Origin of the sequence: Mesorhizobium sp. M0998, from assembly GCF_040318885.1 — a bacterium.
Lineage (GTDB): Bacteria > Pseudomonadota > Alphaproteobacteria > Rhizobiales > Rhizobiaceae > Mesorhizobium.
The window spans coordinates 182,671-196,805 of record NZ_JAMYND010000007.1 but is presented as its reverse complement, the minus strand read 5'-3'; the positions used below and the strand labels follow the sequence as shown (position 1 = coordinate 196,805).

The 14,135-nt window shown below is 63.4% G+C and carries 14 protein-coding genes; 4 read left to right on the top strand and 10 right to left on the bottom strand.

What is annotated here, in order from left to right:
* Positions 1-51: 51 nt before the first annotated feature.
* Together NKH59_RS09690 and NKH59_RS09685 are read right to left on the bottom strand one after the other, a co-directional pair.
* Positions 52-636: a GDYXXLXY domain-containing protein gene (locus tag NKH59_RS09690; RefSeq protein ID WP_352539750.1), complete on the bottom strand. Its 585-nt coding sequence runs from the start codon at positions 634-636 to the stop codon at positions 52-54.
* On the bottom strand, positions 633-1,751 hold the full coding sequence (locus tag NKH59_RS09685; RefSeq protein ID WP_352539749.1) for a DUF2157 domain-containing protein: 1,119 nt from the start codon (positions 1,749-1,751) through the stop codon (positions 633-635). Before NKH59_RS09685 ends, NKH59_RS09690 begins: the two co-directional genes overlap by 4 nt.
* A gap of 222 nt (positions 1,752-1,973) precedes the next feature.
* Here NKH59_RS09685 and NKH59_RS09680 point away from each other — a divergent pair, with 222 nt between their 5' ends.
* The 3 genes from NKH59_RS09680 to trmFO all read left to right on the top strand — a co-directional run bounded on the left by NKH59_RS09680 (position 1,974) and on the right by trmFO (position 4,076).
* Positions 1,974-2,114 (top strand): DUF1127 domain-containing protein, encoded by a 141-nt coding sequence (locus NKH59_RS09680; RefSeq protein WP_091596947.1) that lies wholly within the window; start codon positions 1,974-1,976, stop codon positions 2,112-2,114.
* A gap of 48 nt (positions 2,115-2,162) precedes the next feature.
* A complete protein-coding gene (locus NKH59_RS09675; protein WP_023678914.1) occupies positions 2,163-2,303 on the top strand; it encodes a DUF1127 domain-containing protein in 141 nt (46 codons plus the stop codon).
* A gap of 363 nt (positions 2,304-2,666) precedes the next feature.
* Positions 2,667-4,076, top strand: coding sequence for a methylenetetrahydrofolate--tRNA-(uracil(54)-C(5))-methyltransferase (FADH(2)-oxidizing) TrmFO (gene trmFO / locus NKH59_RS09670; RefSeq protein WP_352539748.1), 1,410 nt, complete (start codon positions 2,667-2,669; stop codon positions 4,074-4,076).
* Positions 4,077-4,102: 26 nt separating this feature from the next.
* Here the strand turns inward: trmFO and NKH59_RS09665 are convergent, their stop codons facing one another.
* Genes NKH59_RS09665 through yajC form a run of 4 tightly spaced genes read right to left on the bottom strand, consistent with a single transcriptional unit; the run spans position 4,103 to position 8,307 of the window.
* Positions 4,103-4,930: a phytoene/squalene synthase family protein gene (locus NKH59_RS09665; RefSeq protein ID WP_502908686.1), complete on the bottom strand. Its 828-nt coding sequence runs from the start codon at positions 4,928-4,930 to the stop codon at positions 4,103-4,105.
* Positions 4,931-4,955: 25 nt separating this feature from the next.
* Positions 4,956-5,345: an Mth938-like domain-containing protein gene (locus NKH59_RS09660; protein ID WP_352539746.1), complete on the bottom strand. Its 390-nt coding sequence runs from the start codon at positions 5,343-5,345 to the stop codon at positions 4,956-4,958.
* 15 nt (positions 5,346-5,360) lie between these two features.
* Positions 5,361-7,913 (bottom strand): protein translocase subunit SecDF, encoded by a 2,553-nt coding sequence (secDF, locus tag NKH59_RS09655; protein ID WP_352470433.1) that lies wholly within the window; start codon positions 7,911-7,913, stop codon positions 5,361-5,363.
* 52 nt (positions 7,914-7,965) lie between these two features.
* Positions 7,966-8,307 carry a preprotein translocase subunit YajC gene (gene yajC, locus NKH59_RS09650; protein WP_352451381.1) on the bottom strand — a complete coding sequence of 114 codons (342 nt, stop codon included), beginning with the start codon at positions 8,305-8,307 and terminating at the stop codon, positions 7,966-7,968.
* Between the two features lie 293 nt (positions 8,308-8,600).
* Between yajC and NKH59_RS09645 the strand changes: the two genes are divergently transcribed.
* Positions 8,601-9,476 carry an ATP-binding protein gene (locus tag NKH59_RS09645; RefSeq protein WP_352539745.1) on the top strand — a complete coding sequence of 292 codons (876 nt, stop codon included), beginning with the start codon at positions 8,601-8,603 and terminating at the stop codon, positions 9,474-9,476.
* Between the two features lie 96 nt (positions 9,477-9,572).
* Here NKH59_RS09645 and NKH59_RS09640 read toward each other — a convergent pair whose 3' ends face one another.
* The 4 genes from NKH59_RS09640 to serS form a co-directional block, all read right to left on the bottom strand.
* Positions 9,573-11,105: a peptidoglycan DD-metalloendopeptidase family protein gene (locus NKH59_RS09640; RefSeq protein ID WP_352539744.1), complete on the bottom strand. Its 1,533-nt coding sequence runs from the start codon at positions 11,103-11,105 to the stop codon at positions 9,573-9,575.
* Positions 11,106-11,294: 189 nt separating this feature from the next.
* A complete protein-coding gene (locus tag NKH59_RS09635; RefSeq protein WP_352500868.1) occupies positions 11,295-11,960 on the bottom strand; it encodes a protein-L-isoaspartate(D-aspartate) O-methyltransferase in 666 nt (221 codons plus the stop codon).
* Positions 11,957-12,715, bottom strand: coding sequence for a 5'/3'-nucleotidase SurE (gene surE / locus NKH59_RS09630; protein ID WP_352539743.1), 759 nt, complete (start codon positions 12,713-12,715; stop codon positions 11,957-11,959). Before surE ends, NKH59_RS09635 begins: the two co-directional genes overlap by 4 nt.
* On the bottom strand, positions 12,715-14,019 hold the full coding sequence (gene serS / locus NKH59_RS09625) for a serine--tRNA ligase (RefSeq protein WP_352539742.1): 1,305 nt from the start codon (positions 14,017-14,019) through the stop codon (positions 12,715-12,717). Before serS ends, surE begins: the two co-directional genes overlap by 1 nt.
* Between the last annotated feature and the right edge of the window lie 116 nt (positions 14,020-14,135).

Sequence of the window (14,135 nt, the reverse complement as noted above, 5' to 3'; positions counted from 1 at the left end):
CTCCTCCGAAGCCTTGGCGAAGGAGGATCATTGCCAAGGCCGTGGCGCGATCTAATAAAGCGGCTCCTCGAACAGTGTCTTGTCGCCATCCACCAGCGCCTTGATCTGCGCCGTGCCGTTGGCCGCAATCGCCACCCGGATGCCGAACGGCCGCACCCGCATATCGTTCTGGATCGCCATCCCCTCGCCTTCCGGCAGATAGAAGCGCTCGATGCCGTAATCCGGCGCGATCGTCGTTGCTCCCTGGCCGATATTCCAGCCCTCGGAGACGTGTCCGACGATATCGGCTTCATCGGATGCTGCCGGCGCCGGCGCTTGCCCGAACCAGGCCGCGGTCGGGCCCCAATAGCCATCGGCGCCCTGCTTCAGCCTGACCACGATCGACGTTTCCTCGCTGGAAAGCTTGCCGGCCGGAATGTTGCCGATCAGTTTCACCGGTATGCGTGAAATGTCGTAGCCGAGCAGAATGTAGTCACCGCGCAAGAGATCGCGCGGATCGATCGGCTCGACCTTGAGCAGGACCTGCTTGCCATCGCGCAGGATCGCCGCGCGTCCGGCGATGATCCAGCTCAGAAAGCCGATCTGGACGAGCGCCAGGACCAGCGCCGAGATGATCAGTCTTTTGCCGGTCATCATGCCGCCGCTCCTGTCATGTTCGAGGCGTTCATGCGCCTTTCTATGCGGATGATAATGAAAGCAAGAACGGCGAGCAGCACCGCCGCCGCAAGGAAGAAGCCTGCCGTGTCGAGCATTGATTGCAGCATCACCACATAGATGATGGCGAGTTCGAAGGCGAAGCCCGCATAGGCAACCCAGCGCAGTCCCCGGCTCTCGCGGCCGCCCAGCACGATCGCCGCGATGATGCCGGCCAGCGCAACAGCCGAGGCAATGGCAAAGCCGCCATTGTAGCTGCTTTCATCCGCCAGTTCGAATTGGATCATCGCCAGGCCGGTGAGAAAGCCGATCAGCGCGTGCAAGGGCAACCTGCCGCCGAGTTGCAAAACCCTCTCGACCGGCCCGGCAGCAAAGATCGCAGCGGTAAAAAGCAGCACCGACGCGGCAACGAGCGGGATGGCGACTTGCAGCGTGTCGTATTCCATGGCCAACAGCACGAGGTAGAAAAGGACCGACAGGATGATCAGGTGGCGCGCCGCCTGGCTGCGCGTCCAGAACGAAACGGCGAACAGTATTAGCGCCATGACCACGAAGAGATGCGGAAATTCCGTGCGCCGGAAGTAGTCGAACCCTCTCAGGAACAGCCAGGCATCGGCGATGCCGACGGCAGCGACGGTCAGTGGGTTTGAGCGCAGCGCCACCGCCGCCAGCGTCGTGCCGGCGCCCCAGGTGATCAAGGCCGAGGCCTCGTCGCCCGACAAATGATACATCTGGCCGATCAGCGCGATCGAACCGCCGAATGCCGCAGCCGCGACGATCCACAGTGCTTCGCCGATCGCCGCATGGTCGCGCATCTTCAACATCGCGCCGCCGACATAGCCGGCAAGGATAACGGCAAAAAGTGCCGCGACCCGCACCAGCCGCGGGATGACTTCCCAGTTGGCGGCGATGAAGATCAGGATAGCCGCGCCGAACAGCAGCGCCGCCATCATCGCCAGGATCGAGCCGAAACTCAGCGATTTGCGTTCGTTTGCCTCGACGTCGCGCGTTAGAGCCTCGGCTGTCGGCGCGTCGATCAGGCCGGCCTGCTGCCATCGCGCGATATCCGACCTGACCCGTGACGAATAGCTCGCCATGCCCCTCCCCCTTTCCTTGGTTCTTTTAGCTCGTCCGGCCAAGCGTTTGACCTAACGGCATTTTCCGATCTGGGCGGAAAACTGGACGCGCGTTAATGCTGCATTGCACAATTTGCATTGCTGCCATGCACCAATAGCGCTTTTAAATCGATATGACCCCACCTATTTTCACGGTGCACACAAAGACGGAATGATCCGAAAGAAAGACGAAACGAGACTACCATGAACCTGATCCGCAACTATCGCAACTGGCGCCGCTATAGGGACACCGTGTCCGAGCTGAGCCGCCTGAGCACCCGTGAACTGACCGATCTCGGCATCAGCCGCAGCGACATTCACTACGTCGCCCGCAAGGCGGTCTAATCCTTCGGGCCGCAAATGGCCCGAACCAGTTTTGAAAAGAGAACGACAATGAACCTGATCCGCAACTATCGTAACTGGCGCGTCTACCGCGAGACGGTTACCGAGCTGGGTCGCCTGTCGAACCGCCAGCTCAACGATCTCGGCATCGTCCGCGACGAGATCAAGATGGTCGCTCGCAGGGCGATCTAACCACAAGAATTTCGCCAGGGTCGACCTCCTCCCCGACCCTGACGGATACGGTCAGCCTTCACCTCCTCCCGAGGGTTGACCACAAAAACGGCGCCCGCCGGACCTCCTCCCCCGGCGGGCGCTGTTTCTAAAAAGGGTTTCGCACCCTTTCAAATGGCGAAAGGAATTTCGTCAAAGCCGACCTCCTCCCCGGCGATGACGAATACGGTCGATCTTCACCTCCTCCCGAGGATCGACCAACAAAACGACACCCGCCGGACCTCCTCCCCCGGCGGGTGTTGTTGTTTTGGGGCGGCTTCCCCCGTCAGCCATTCTCCCGCGTGGCAATTGCAATCCTTGCGCCAAGCGACTATTTCGGCGCTCATGGACAAGAACCCCATTCACGTTATCGGCGGCGGTCTCGCCGGCTCCGAAGCCGCCTGGCAGGCGGCCGAAGCCGGCATTCCCGTTGTCCTGCATGAAATGCGTCCCGTCCGCGGTACCGACGCGCACAAGACCGACGGGCTGGCCGAACTCGTCTGTTCCAACTCCTTCCGCTCCGACGATGCGCAAACCAATGCCGTCGGCCTGCTGCACGCCGAAATGCGGCTGGCCGGTTCGCTGATCATGAGCGCCGGCGACGCGCATCAGGTGCCGGCCGGCGGAGCGCTGGCCGTCGACCGCGACGGATTTTCCGAAGCGGTCACCAGAAAGCTCGAAGCGCACCCGCTCATCACCATTCGTCGCGAGGAAGTGCCCGGCCTGCCGTCGGCGGAGTGGGACCAGGCGATCGTTGCCACCGGCCCGCTGACGGCGCCTTCGCTCGCCCAATCGATCGCCGAAGTGACCGGCGCCGACGCGCTCGCCTTCTTCGATGCCATCGCGCCGATCGTCCATTTCGACACGATCGACATGGATATCTGCTGGTTCCAGTCGCGCTACGACAAGGTCGGTCCCGGCGGCACCGGCAAGGATTACATCAACTGCCCGATGGACAAGGAGCAGTACCTTGCCTTCGTGCAGGCGCTGGTCGACGGCCAGAAGACCGAATTCAAGCAATGGGAAGGCACGCCCTATTTCGACGGCTGCCTGCCGATTGAGGTGATGGCCGAGCGCGGCGTCGAGACATTGCGCTACGGGCCGATGAAGCCGATGGGGCTGACCAATGCGCATGATCCGTCTGTAAAGGCGTATGCCGTCGTCCAGCTCCGGCAGGACAACGCGCTGGGTACGCTCTACAATATGGTCGGCTTCCAGACCAAGCTGAAGCACGCCGAGCAGGTGCGCATATTCCGCACCATCCCCGGGCTGGAAAACGCCGAGTTCGCCCGCCTCGGCGGCCTGCACCGCAACACCTACATCAATTCGCCGACTCTGCTCGACGCGTCGCTGCAGTTGAAGTCGCGACCCGGCCTGCGCTTTGCCGGCCAGATCACTGGCTGCGAGGGCTACGTCGAGAGCGCCGCCATCGGCCTGCTCGCCGGGCGCTTTGCAGCCGCCGAAAGGCTTGGCCATGCGCCGTCGCTGCCGCCCTTGACCACCGCCTTCGGCGCCTTGCTCAACCACATCACCGGCGGCCATATTGTCTCCGACGATGAGCCGGGAAAGCGCTCCTTCCAGCCGATGAACGTCAATTTCGGCCTGTTCCCGCCGGTGGACGCGCCGAAGATCGAAGGCAAGCGTCTGCGTGGCAAGGACAAGACGGTCGCCAAGCGGCACGCGGTGACATCGCGCGCGCTCGCCGACTGCCGCGAATGGCTGGGGCTGCCTTTTCGGGCGGAAGCGGCGGAATAACGATCGGGTTGGCTACGCGGCAGCCTCTATGCGACTGGCCAGCCCCGCGTCACGCGCCGGAACAAGAGCCAATGCCGGCGCACGACAGAGAGCCGCGCCACCTCCTTGACAGGCGAGCGACGGGCGCGCTCCATCTTGTCGAGATAGGCGCCCGAAAGAGCCAGCGGCAGAAACGCCGGGCGCAATGAAACCGGCAAAACGGACGCCCCCTGCTCGAAGGCGGAAAGATGTTCCCGTGCCAGCGCGATCATCGCGGCAACGGCGCGTTCCGCGCCCGGGCCGCCGTCACCTGTAACAAACTCTTGCGGCGACGATCCCGCCGCCGCCAAAATATCGGCCGGGACAAAGCACTGTCCCCGCTTGCGATGCAGCGGCAGCAGAAGCAGGAGACCGGTCATCGCCTGCGCACAACCTGCCCTGCCGGCAAGTTCGGCAAAGCGTGGTGCTTGGACCGGATCGAGCACGATCGCCGCAAGCTGGATGAGCGCGGCGGCAGTCTCGCCGCAATAGCCTTCGAGGTCGGTGCGCGACGGCATCGGGTCGTCATAGAGATCGAAGATGCGCGTTTCGAGCATGTTGTCGAAAGCGGCCTTGGGCAGATGGTGGGCGGAAATAGTCGCCTTCAGCGCGTCCGCCACGGGATGGCCGACCTCAGCCCCATCCTCTTCGGCTGCGATAACGTCTCGCCACCATTGCAGCCGCACCTCGCCCGGCAGCGCCTCGTGGATGCGGTCGCGTATGCCGGCAATTTCGGCGTTGAAGGCATAGAGCGAAAACAGCGCGTCCCGCTTGTCTTCGGGCGCGTAGAGCGCGGTCAGGTAGCGGTCATGATCAGCGGCGCGCACCGTCTCCATGACGAGTTTGGTGTTTTCGGCCACGTCAGTCGACGGCGATGAGTGCTGCGGCCACCGCGCGGTCTTCAGCCAGCAGCACATTGTAGGTCCGCACAGCCGCCCCGGTCGACATCGGATCGGCGGAAATGCCGGCATCCTTCAGCGCGGCACGCAGCGCGGCCGGCAACGGCCTCAGATCCTTGCCGCTGCCGACCAGCAGGATCTCGACCTTGTCGGCCTCGTTGAACAGCTTGGCGAAATCCGCTGCCGTGAGCGCCAGCGGATCGGCCGGCTCCCAGCCATAGATGCCCGAAGGCAGGCACAGCAGCGAGCCGCGATGCGACATGTCGGCAAAACGGAAGCCGCCGTTGCCGTAAGCCTCGATCGGTGCGCGGCCGGGGAAATGCGCCTCGCGGATGACGATGCCCTTGACCACTTTTGAGGCAAGCCGTCAGGTGGCTATGGCTTTGCCGCCGCCCACCGGCTTTTCCTCGTCCGACGCTGTGGCCTGCGGTCGCAGCTTGAACAGGATAAGCAGTGGCGCGGCGATAAAGATCGACGAATAGGTGCCGAACACGACGCCGAACAGCATGGCCATGGTGAACGAGCGGATCACCTCGCCGCCGAACAGCACCAGCGCCAGCAGCGCCAGGATCGTCGTCACCGAGGTCAGCGTCGTCCTCGACAGCGTCTCGTTGATGGCGTTGTTCAGCAATTGCGGCAGCGGCATTCGCTTGTATTTTCGCAGATCCTCGCGAACGCGGTCATAGACGACAATCGTATCGTTGAGCGAATAACCGATGATGGTAAGGATCGCCGCCAGCGACGACTGGTTGAATTCGAGGCCGGTGAGGACGAAGAAGCCGATCGTCATGACCACGTCGTGAACGGTCGCAACGATGGCGCCGACCGCGAACTGCCATTCGAAGCGGAACCAGACATAGATCAGGATGCCGAGCAGCGCGACCAGCATGGCAATGGTGCCTTGCTTGGCAAGCTCGCCCGAGACCGTCGGCCCGACCACTTCGACGCGGCGAAAATCATACTGGTCCTGCAGCTCGCCGCGCACCTTGTCGATGACGGTCTGCTCGGCATTCTCGCCGCCCTCCTGGGTACCGACGCGGATCAGCACGTCGTTCGGCTCGCCGAATTGCTGAACCTGCACCTCGCCGATATTGAGTTCCGTCAGCCTGCCGCGGATGTCGGCCAGATCGGCATTGCCGGCCTTCGACTGCACCTCGATCAGCGAGCCGCCCTTGAAATCGATGCCGTAATTGATGTCGATGGTCATGAAGCCGATGACCGACAGCACCGAAAGCACGCTCGACAGTGTGAACGTCCAGCGGCGGATGCCCATGAACGGAATTTTCGTTCCCGGCGGAATGAAGGTCACCGGCGCGCGTGGCAACTCCTTCGGACGGGCCCGGCGAAGCCAGATCGACACCAGCAGGCGGGTGAAGGTGAAGGCGGTGAAGACCGTGGTCAGGATGCCGATGGCATAGGTGACGGCAAAACCCTTCACCGGCCCGGTGCCGAGGTAGAACAGGACCACGGTGGCAATCAGCGAAGTGACGTTGGAATCGACGATGGTCGCCAGCGCCTTGCTGAAGCCGGTATCGATCGCCTGGATCACCGAGCGGCCGGCACGTCGCTCCTCGCGAATACGCTCATAGATCAGCACGTTCGAATCGACCGCCATGCCGATGGTCAGCACGATACCGGCGATACCCGGCAAGGTCAGCGTCGCGCCAAGCAGCGACAGCAGCCCGACGATCATCGCGACATGCACCGCCAGCGCGATGTTGGCGAGGAAGCCGAGGAAACCGTAGGCGACGAACATGAACGCCACGACCAGGATCGAGCCGATGATGCCGGCGACCTTGCCGGCATGGATGGAGTCCTGGCCGAGGCCAGGGCCAACCGTGCGCTCCTCGATCACGGTGAGCGTCGCCGGCAAGGCGCCGGCGCGCAGCAGCACGGCGAGATCGTTGGCGCTCTCGGCAGTGAAATTCCCCGATATCTGACCGGAACCGCCAGGGATCGGTTCGTTGATCCGCGGCGCCGAAATCACCTGATTGTCGAGGATGATGGCAAACAGCTTGCCGACATTCTGCGCTGTCGCCTGGCCGAACCGCTGCGCCCCCTTGGAATCGAAGCGGAACGAAACCACCGGCTCATTGGTCTGCGAGTTGAACGTCGCCTGGGCATCGACGAGGTTTTCACCCGAAACGATGACGCGGTTCTCGATCAGATACGGAACCGGCGGATCGTCCTGCGAATACAGCACCGAGGATCCCGGCGGCGGACGGCCGTTCAGCGCATCCTGCACCGGCATCGATTGGTCGACCATCTGGAAGGTCAGCTTGGCGGTCTGGCCGAGAATTTCCTTCAGCCGTTGCGGGTCCTGCAAACCAGGCACCTGCACAAGGATGCGGTCGTCGCCTTGCCGCTGCACGATCGGCTCGGTCGTTCCCAGTTCGTTGACACGACGGCTGACAACCTCGATCGACTGGGTCAGCGCCGTCGACGTACGGTATTTGATGCCGGCATCGGTGACGGTGAATTTAAGCAGGCCGGCCTCGGAATCATCCAGGGTCATCTCCTGGATGGACCCGCCGCTGAACAGGCCGGCCGCCACCGGATTGGTCAACGGCTTCAGTGCGTTCTTGGCGGCGTCGATCTGTGCGGGATCGGTGATGCGGACCTGCACCGTGCGCCCCGACCCGGCAAGGCCGGTATAGCCGATCTTGGCATCGCGCAGCAGCGTCCTGATTTCGTCGCGCGTCGTCTCAAGCCGATCCTTGATCAGATCGTTCGGATCCATCCTGAGCAGGATGTGCGAGCCGCCCTGCAGGTCGAGGCCGAGCGTCATCTGCCGCTTCGGCACCCAACTGGGCAGTTGGGCCAACGTGCTTGCCGAGAAAAGATTGGGCGCAGCGAGGACCACCGTGGCGGCTACGGCCAGCCAGATCAGGATCATCTTGAAGCGCGAGAAATAGAGCATTGGTTATCGTCCGTTCAGGCGTACAAGCGGCTGCGTTCCGCCTTCAATTCGGTTATTTCTTGGCGTTCTGGTTTGCCACCGGCTCGCCCTTGACGCGCACGTCGGCGATCGTCGAGCGCAGCGCCGTCACCTTGGTGCCGCCGCCAAGGTCGATCTCCAGCTCGTTATCGTCGATCACCTTGGTCACCTTGCCGACCAAGCCGCCGCCGGTGACAACGGTATCGCCGCGACGAACCGCCGCCAGCATCTCGCCGCGCTTCTTCAGCTGCGTGCGCTGCGGCCGGATGATCAGAAAATACATGATCACGAAAATCAGAGCAAACGGCACGATCTGGATAAACATTGCGGACGAGTCCCCGCCGATGCCTTGGGCGTATGCCGGTGTCACGAACATCGAGGTACTCCTGAATTTTAAAAACAGCCGCCTTAACCGTTCTGGGAATTTGACGGCCCCGCCAAATTTGGCCGGAATATAGTCCGTAACGTTGCCAATGCAACTGCGCCGCCGGGCAAATCGGCTGCTTTTCCAGCCTGGTGAGCCGTGTTAGAGGGTGATCCCCAAAAGCGACGCTCGGTTTCCGCAAAAGATCATGCCCGAACAAATGCTTGGGACGAGTTTCGAAACCGCTGAAATCAGGTAGGTTGGCCTGCCGCACCATCCTGAACGCGAGACAAAAAAGACAAGAGATGACCGACAGCACCATCGATACCCTGAGCCAGAAGCTCGACCGCCTGATCGAGGCGGTCGCCCGCCTCGCCCCGCCGCCGGTGCCGCAAACCGACCTGGGCGAGGCCGATTGCTTCGTCTGGCAGGCCGATCCCGGCTATCTGGAGCCGGTGCTCAAGGTCAACCGCGTCGACATCGGCCTGATCCGCGGGGTCGACCGCGTCCGCGACATATTGGTCGACAACACCGAGCGCTTCGCGTCAGGCTATGCCGCCAACAACGTGCTGTTGTGGGGCGCGCGCGGCATGGGCAAATCGTCGCTGGTCAAGGCGGTGCACGCCGCGGTCAACGCTTCGGCCAAGCTCGATCTGCCGCTCAAGCTTATCGAGATCCATCGCGAAGACATCGACACGCTGCCGAAGCTGATGGGCCTGCTGAAGGCAGCACCCTTCCGCTTCATCCTGTTCTGCGACGACCTGTCATTCGACCATGACGACACGTCCTATAAATCGCTGAAGGCAGCGCTTGAGGGCGGCGTCGAGGGCCGCCCGGCCAACGTCATCTTCTACGCCACCTCGAACCGGCGGCATCTGTTGCCGCGCGACATGATCGACAATGAGCGCTCGACGGCGATCAATCCGTCCGAAGCGGTCGAGGAAAAGGTTTCGCTGTCGGACCGTTTCGGCCTGTGGCTTGGCTTCCACAAATGTTCGCAGGACGAATATCTCGATATGATCGACGGCTATGTCCGCCATCACGATCTCGCCATCGATCCCGAGATGCTGCGCGCCGAGGCGCTGGAATGGGCGACGACGCGCGGCAGCCGTTCGGGCCGCGTCGCCTGGCAGTTCACCCAGGATCTGGCAGGCCGGCTCGGCAAGCCGCTCAAGGATTAGCCGCTCAACGACTAACAACAGAAGAAGCCCGCACCTTGCGGAGCGGACTTCCTCGCCGGGCTGAAGGTCAGGTGGCCCGCAAATCGCTTTCGTCGTCTATTCGAGATAGGTCGAAGGATCGACCGGCGCCGAGTTCTTGCGCACTTCGAAATGCAGTTTCGGCGAGTCGGTGGTGCCGCTCATGCCGGACAGGGCGATTTCCTGGCCGCGCTTGACCTTCTGGCCGCGCTGCACCTCGATCGAGCTGGTGTGGCCGTAGACGGTGACCAGACCGTTTTCGTGCCGCACCAGCACCGTGTTGCCGAATTCCTTGAGGCCGTCACCGGCATAGATGACGACGCCGTTTTCAGCTGCCTTGACCGGCGTCCCCTCGGGCACGGCAATGTCGACGCCGTCCTTGCCGCCGCCGAAGCTTGAGATCACGCGACCGCGCACCGGCCAGCGCATCTTGCCGATGCCCGTTGCGTCCGGCGCCACCGCATCGTCGTCCTCGGCCTGCTGGATGACTTTCGCGTCCTTCTTTGGCGGCGTGTAGGAGGCGAGCGTCTGCGTCGGCGTGGCCTTGGCAGGCGGCTGGGTGGTGGCCGTCGTCACCGGATCGACCTTTGCCGGCTTCGCACCGGCGACAACAGCGGTTCCGCCTGCCGGCACTTTCAGGGTCTGGCCGATCTTGAGCAGTCCATCCTGCATGCCGTTCGCCTGCTTCAACGCGACGACGCCGACGCCGGTCTTTCTGGCGATGGCCGACAGCGTATCGCCTTGCTGAACCGTGTAGGTGCCGCCGGCACCGGCTGGCTTGGCCGTCGCCGAAGCCACTTTGGGCGCGGCCTTTCCATCCTTCGGCTGGCTCGCGGCAGCCGAGGCGTCCACCTGCGCGGCAGACTTGCCTTCCCTGAGCTTCGGTTGCTGCGGCAGCACGGCCACCTTCTCCGGCGCGTCGGCCGGCTGGTCGTGCCTGGTGCCGTTCGCGGGCTTGGCGTCGGCGACTTTCGGCGTGGCGCCGTTGCTCGAATACGCATAGGCCGGGATGACGAGCTTCTGGCCGGTCTTCAGCCCCTTGGTCGCGCTCAGCCCGTTGACTTTCATGATGGCATCGGCCGGCACGCCGTAGCGCCGAGACAGGCCGGAAATGGTCTCGCCGTCCTTGACGACGATCTCGGTTGCATGCGGTGCGCCGGCGGCCGTCGCCATGCGCGGCGCGTCGGGCTCGGCGTTCTTGAACGGCCTTGCCGCCGGAGCGACGGTGCCGGTTGCCGTCCTGTCGACACGAGGAGCGGCAGGCGCCATCGCCGGCGCGGCAGCGGTACGCACCGGGCGGGCGGCGGGTGCCAGGGCGGGAGCCGGCGGTGGCAACTGCTGCGCCGTAACCGGTTCGAGGCTTGAGCGGCTGACCGACTGGGTGTGGCTGCCGTCGACCGGCGCGGCCGCAACATCGCCCGGATAGGGCTGGGCAGCATCCTGCTTGTCGATGATGGCGCGCTGGTTGTTGGTCGAGGCGGTGAACACGTCATCGACGCTGTTGAACCGCGCCACCTGGGAACTACACCCCGTCGCAGCGCCTGCGATCATGAGGACGGCGCAGCCACGCGCCAGATTGCGTCCGTTTGCCTTCAAAACACTGAATTGCATCGCACTAACCCGCACAGACCCGGTACAACTGAGTGTGATTAAAGCGCGTTAATGTTACCGGTCGGTTAAACCTGTAGAATCAGACGCAAATTTTCTTAAAATATTCGAGGAAGGCTCTCAACTTCGTCGTCCTAGGATGACGAAACGACAGGCTTCGGCTGATCCCCAAGCGGCGCGATGTACCCGGAATCAGATCACCGCGGCGACACCGTGCAGGATCGGCTGCAGGCGCACCAGGCCGATATCCTCGCGTTCGAAGCGGCTGCCGACCTTGGTCAGCTTGGCCAGCACCTGCTCGCCTTCGTCGGGTCCGATCGGCGCGATGACGATGCCGCCGCTCGACAATTGGTCGAGCAGGAAGCGCGGTAGGCTGTCGAAGGCCGCCCAGGCGACGATGCGGTCGAACGGCGCTTCGTTGGCCAGCCCGTTGGAACCGTCCGCCTGGCGCACGATGACATTGCCGATGGCGAGCGCCTCGAGCCGCTGCCGGGCTTGTTCGGCCAGCGTCTTGTAACGGTCGATGGTGACGATCCGCGCGGCAAGCCGCGACATCACCGCCGCCGTGTAGCCGGACCCGGTGCCGATCTCGAGCACCCGGTTGCCCGGCTCGATGGCAAGTGCCGCGATCACCGCCGCCTGCAGGTCGGCGCCTTCGATGGCCTCGCCGCATTCGATCGGCAGCATACGGTCCGACCAGGCTATCGAGTGGAAATGCGGAGACAGAAAGCCGCGCCGCGGCGTCGCCTCGAAGGCGGCGATAAGCGCCTTCGGCACCGTCCCCCTGCCGCGCAGGCGAAGCAGGAAGGCAGCGAAACCTTCGCGCTCGTCGACCGTTGCAGCGTGGTTCAAGTTCATGCGAGCGCCTTGGCCAGTTGATCGCGGATTTCATGCGCGGTGAGATCGAGCTGCAGCGGCGTCACCGACACCAGCCGATTGCGCAAGGCATTGAGGTCGGTGCCTTGCTTGCCCTCGACTGGCTCGCGGCCGAAGCGCAGCCAGTAGTAAGGCAGGCCGCGCCCGTCGCGCCGCTCGTCGACCCACAGGCTGTGGACCAGCTTGCCCTGCGAAGTGACTACAGTTCCGGCGATCTCTTCCGGCGCACAGTTCGGAAAATTGACGTTGAGCAGCACGCCGTCCGGCAACGGCATGGCGACGAGCTTTTCGAGCAGGGCCGGCGCCAGCGCTTCGGTGGTCTCGTAGGGAACGACGCGGTCCTCGCCGACATAGGAATAGGCCTGGCTGATGGCGATCGATCGCACGCCGAGCAGCGCGCCTTCCATGGCGCCGGCGACCGTGCCCGAATAGGTGACGTCGTCGGCGATGTTGGCGCCGGAATTGACGCCGGACAGGATCAGGTCAGGCGCTGCGGGCAGGATCTTCTTCACGCCCATGATGACACAGTCGGTCGGCGTTCCGCGCACCGCAAAGTGCTTTTCGCCGATTTTCCTGAGCCGCAGCGGCTCCGAGATCGACAGCGAATGCGCATAGCCGGACTGATCCTGTTCCGGTGCCACCACCCAGACGTCGTCCGACAGCGTGCGCGCGATGCGTTCGAGTGATGCAAGGCCCTCGGCATGGATGCCGTCGTCGTTGGTCAGAAGGATGCGCATTATTTCGATTCGATCTTTTCCAGACCGCCCATGTAAGGCCGAAGCGCTTCAGGAATGGTTACGCTGCCGTCCTCGTTCTGATAATTTTCGATGACGGCAATGAGCGCACGGCCGACGGCGGTGCCCGAACCGTTCAGCGTGTGGACGAAGCGGTTGCCCTTGCCGTCCTTGTCCTTGTAGCGGGCGTCCATGCGCCGCGCCTGGAAATCGCCGCATACCGAGCACGACGATATCTCGCGATAGGCATTCTGGCCGGGCAGCCAGACCTCGATGTCGTAGGTCTTGCGCGCGCCAAAGCCCATGTCGCCGGTGCACAGCGTCATGGTGCGGAACGGCAGGCCGAGCCGCTTCAGCACCTCCTCGGCGCATTCGGTCATGCGCTCATGCTCGGCAACCGAAGTCTCCTGGTCGGTGATCGACACCAGCTCGACCTTGTAGAACTGGTGCTGGCGCAGCATGCCGCGCGTGTCGCGCCCGGCCGAGCCCGCCTCGGAGCGGAAGCACGGCGTCAGCGCCGTATAGCGCAGCGGCAGTTGTTCGTGCGGCGTGATCTCGTCGCGAACGAGATTGGTGAGCGGCACTTCGGCGGTTGGGATTAGGCCAAGCCTGCCGTCCCCGTGCCGAACGAAGAACAAATCCTCCTCGAATTTCGGCAGTTGCCCGGTCCCGAAAAGCACCTCGTCGCGCACCATCAACGGCGGCTGGATCTCTACATAGCCGTGCTCGGTGGTGTGCAGATCCAGCATGAACTGGCCGAGCGCGCGTTCCATCCGCGCCAGGCCGCTTTTGAGCACGATGAAGCGCGAGCCGGAAAGCCGTGCTGCCCGCTCGAAATCCATCATGCCGAGCGCTTCGCCGATCTCGAAATGCTCCTTCACCCAATTCGGCCGCGTCGGCACCTCGCCGACGACGCGTTTGACGACGTTGTCGTGCTCGTCCTTGCCGACCGGCACATCGTCGAACGGCACGTTTGGCAGCACTGCCAACGCATCGTTCAGCGCCTTGTCGAGCTCGCGCTCGCGCGCCTCGCCATTCTGGATGAAGGCCTTGATCTCGCCGACCTCGGCCTTCAGCCTTTCGGCAAGAGCTGCATCGCCCGAGCGCATGGCATTGCCGATCTCCTTCGATGCGGCGTTGCGGCGTTCCTGCCTGGTCTGCAGCTCGGTCAGATGCTCGCGCCGCGCCTCATCCGCGGCGATCAGGTCGTCGACCGTGGACTGCGCATCCCCGGCCGACCACGAGCGCTTCTGGAGCGCTTCGACAAGGGCCCTCGGGTTGTCGCGAATCCATTTGATGTCAAGCATGGTCTGTTCGTCCTCGGCACGGCGGTTTCGGGGCAAGGAAATGCCCAAAACAAAGACCAGAGGGCGTAAACCGCATCGATACAAGACGTCAAGGCAGAGTTCCTTCGCGCCGACCT

Bases quoted from the DNA above. Each gene is read 5' to 3' on its own strand.
- NKH59_RS09690 (WP_352539750.1), bottom strand. From the start codon at position 636: ATGATGACCGGCAAAAGACTGATCATCTCGGCGCTGGTCCTGGCGCTC.
- NKH59_RS09685 (WP_352539749.1), bottom strand. From the start codon at position 1,751: ATGGCGAGCTATTCGTCACGGGTCAGGTCGGATATCGCGCGATGGCAG.
- NKH59_RS09680 (WP_091596947.1), top strand. From the start codon at position 1,974: ATGAACCTGATCCGCAACTATCGCAACTGGCGCCGCTATAGGGACACC.
- NKH59_RS09675 (WP_023678914.1), top strand. From the start codon at position 2,163: ATGAACCTGATCCGCAACTATCGTAACTGGCGCGTCTACCGCGAGACG.
- trmFO (WP_352539748.1), top strand. From the start codon at position 2,667: ATGGACAAGAACCCCATTCACGTTATCGGCGGCGGTCTCGCCGGCTCC.
- NKH59_RS09665 (WP_502908686.1), bottom strand. From the start codon at position 4,930: ATGGAGACGGTGCGCGCCGCTGATCATGACCGCTACCTGACCGCGCTC.
- secDF (WP_352470433.1), bottom strand. From the start codon at position 7,913: ATGCTCTATTTCTCGCGCTTCAAGATGATCCTGATCTGGCTGGCCGTA.
- yajC (WP_352451381.1), bottom strand. From the start codon at position 8,307: ATGTTCGTGACACCGGCATACGCCCAAGGCATCGGCGGGGACTCGTCC.
- NKH59_RS09645 (WP_352539745.1), top strand. From the start codon at position 8,601: ATGACCGACAGCACCATCGATACCCTGAGCCAGAAGCTCGACCGCCTG.
- NKH59_RS09640 (WP_352539744.1), bottom strand. From the start codon at position 11,105: ATGCAATTCAGTGTTTTGAAGGCAAACGGACGCAATCTGGCGCGTGGC.
- NKH59_RS09635 (WP_352500868.1), bottom strand. From the start codon at position 11,960: ATGAACTTGAACCACGCTGCAACGGTCGACGAGCGCGAAGGTTTCGCT.
- surE (WP_352539743.1), bottom strand. From the start codon at position 12,715: ATGCGCATCCTTCTGACCAACGACGACGGCATCCATGCCGAGGGCCTT.
- serS (WP_352539742.1), bottom strand. From the start codon at position 14,019: ATGCTTGACATCAAATGGATTCGCGACAACCCGAGGGCCCTTGTCGAA.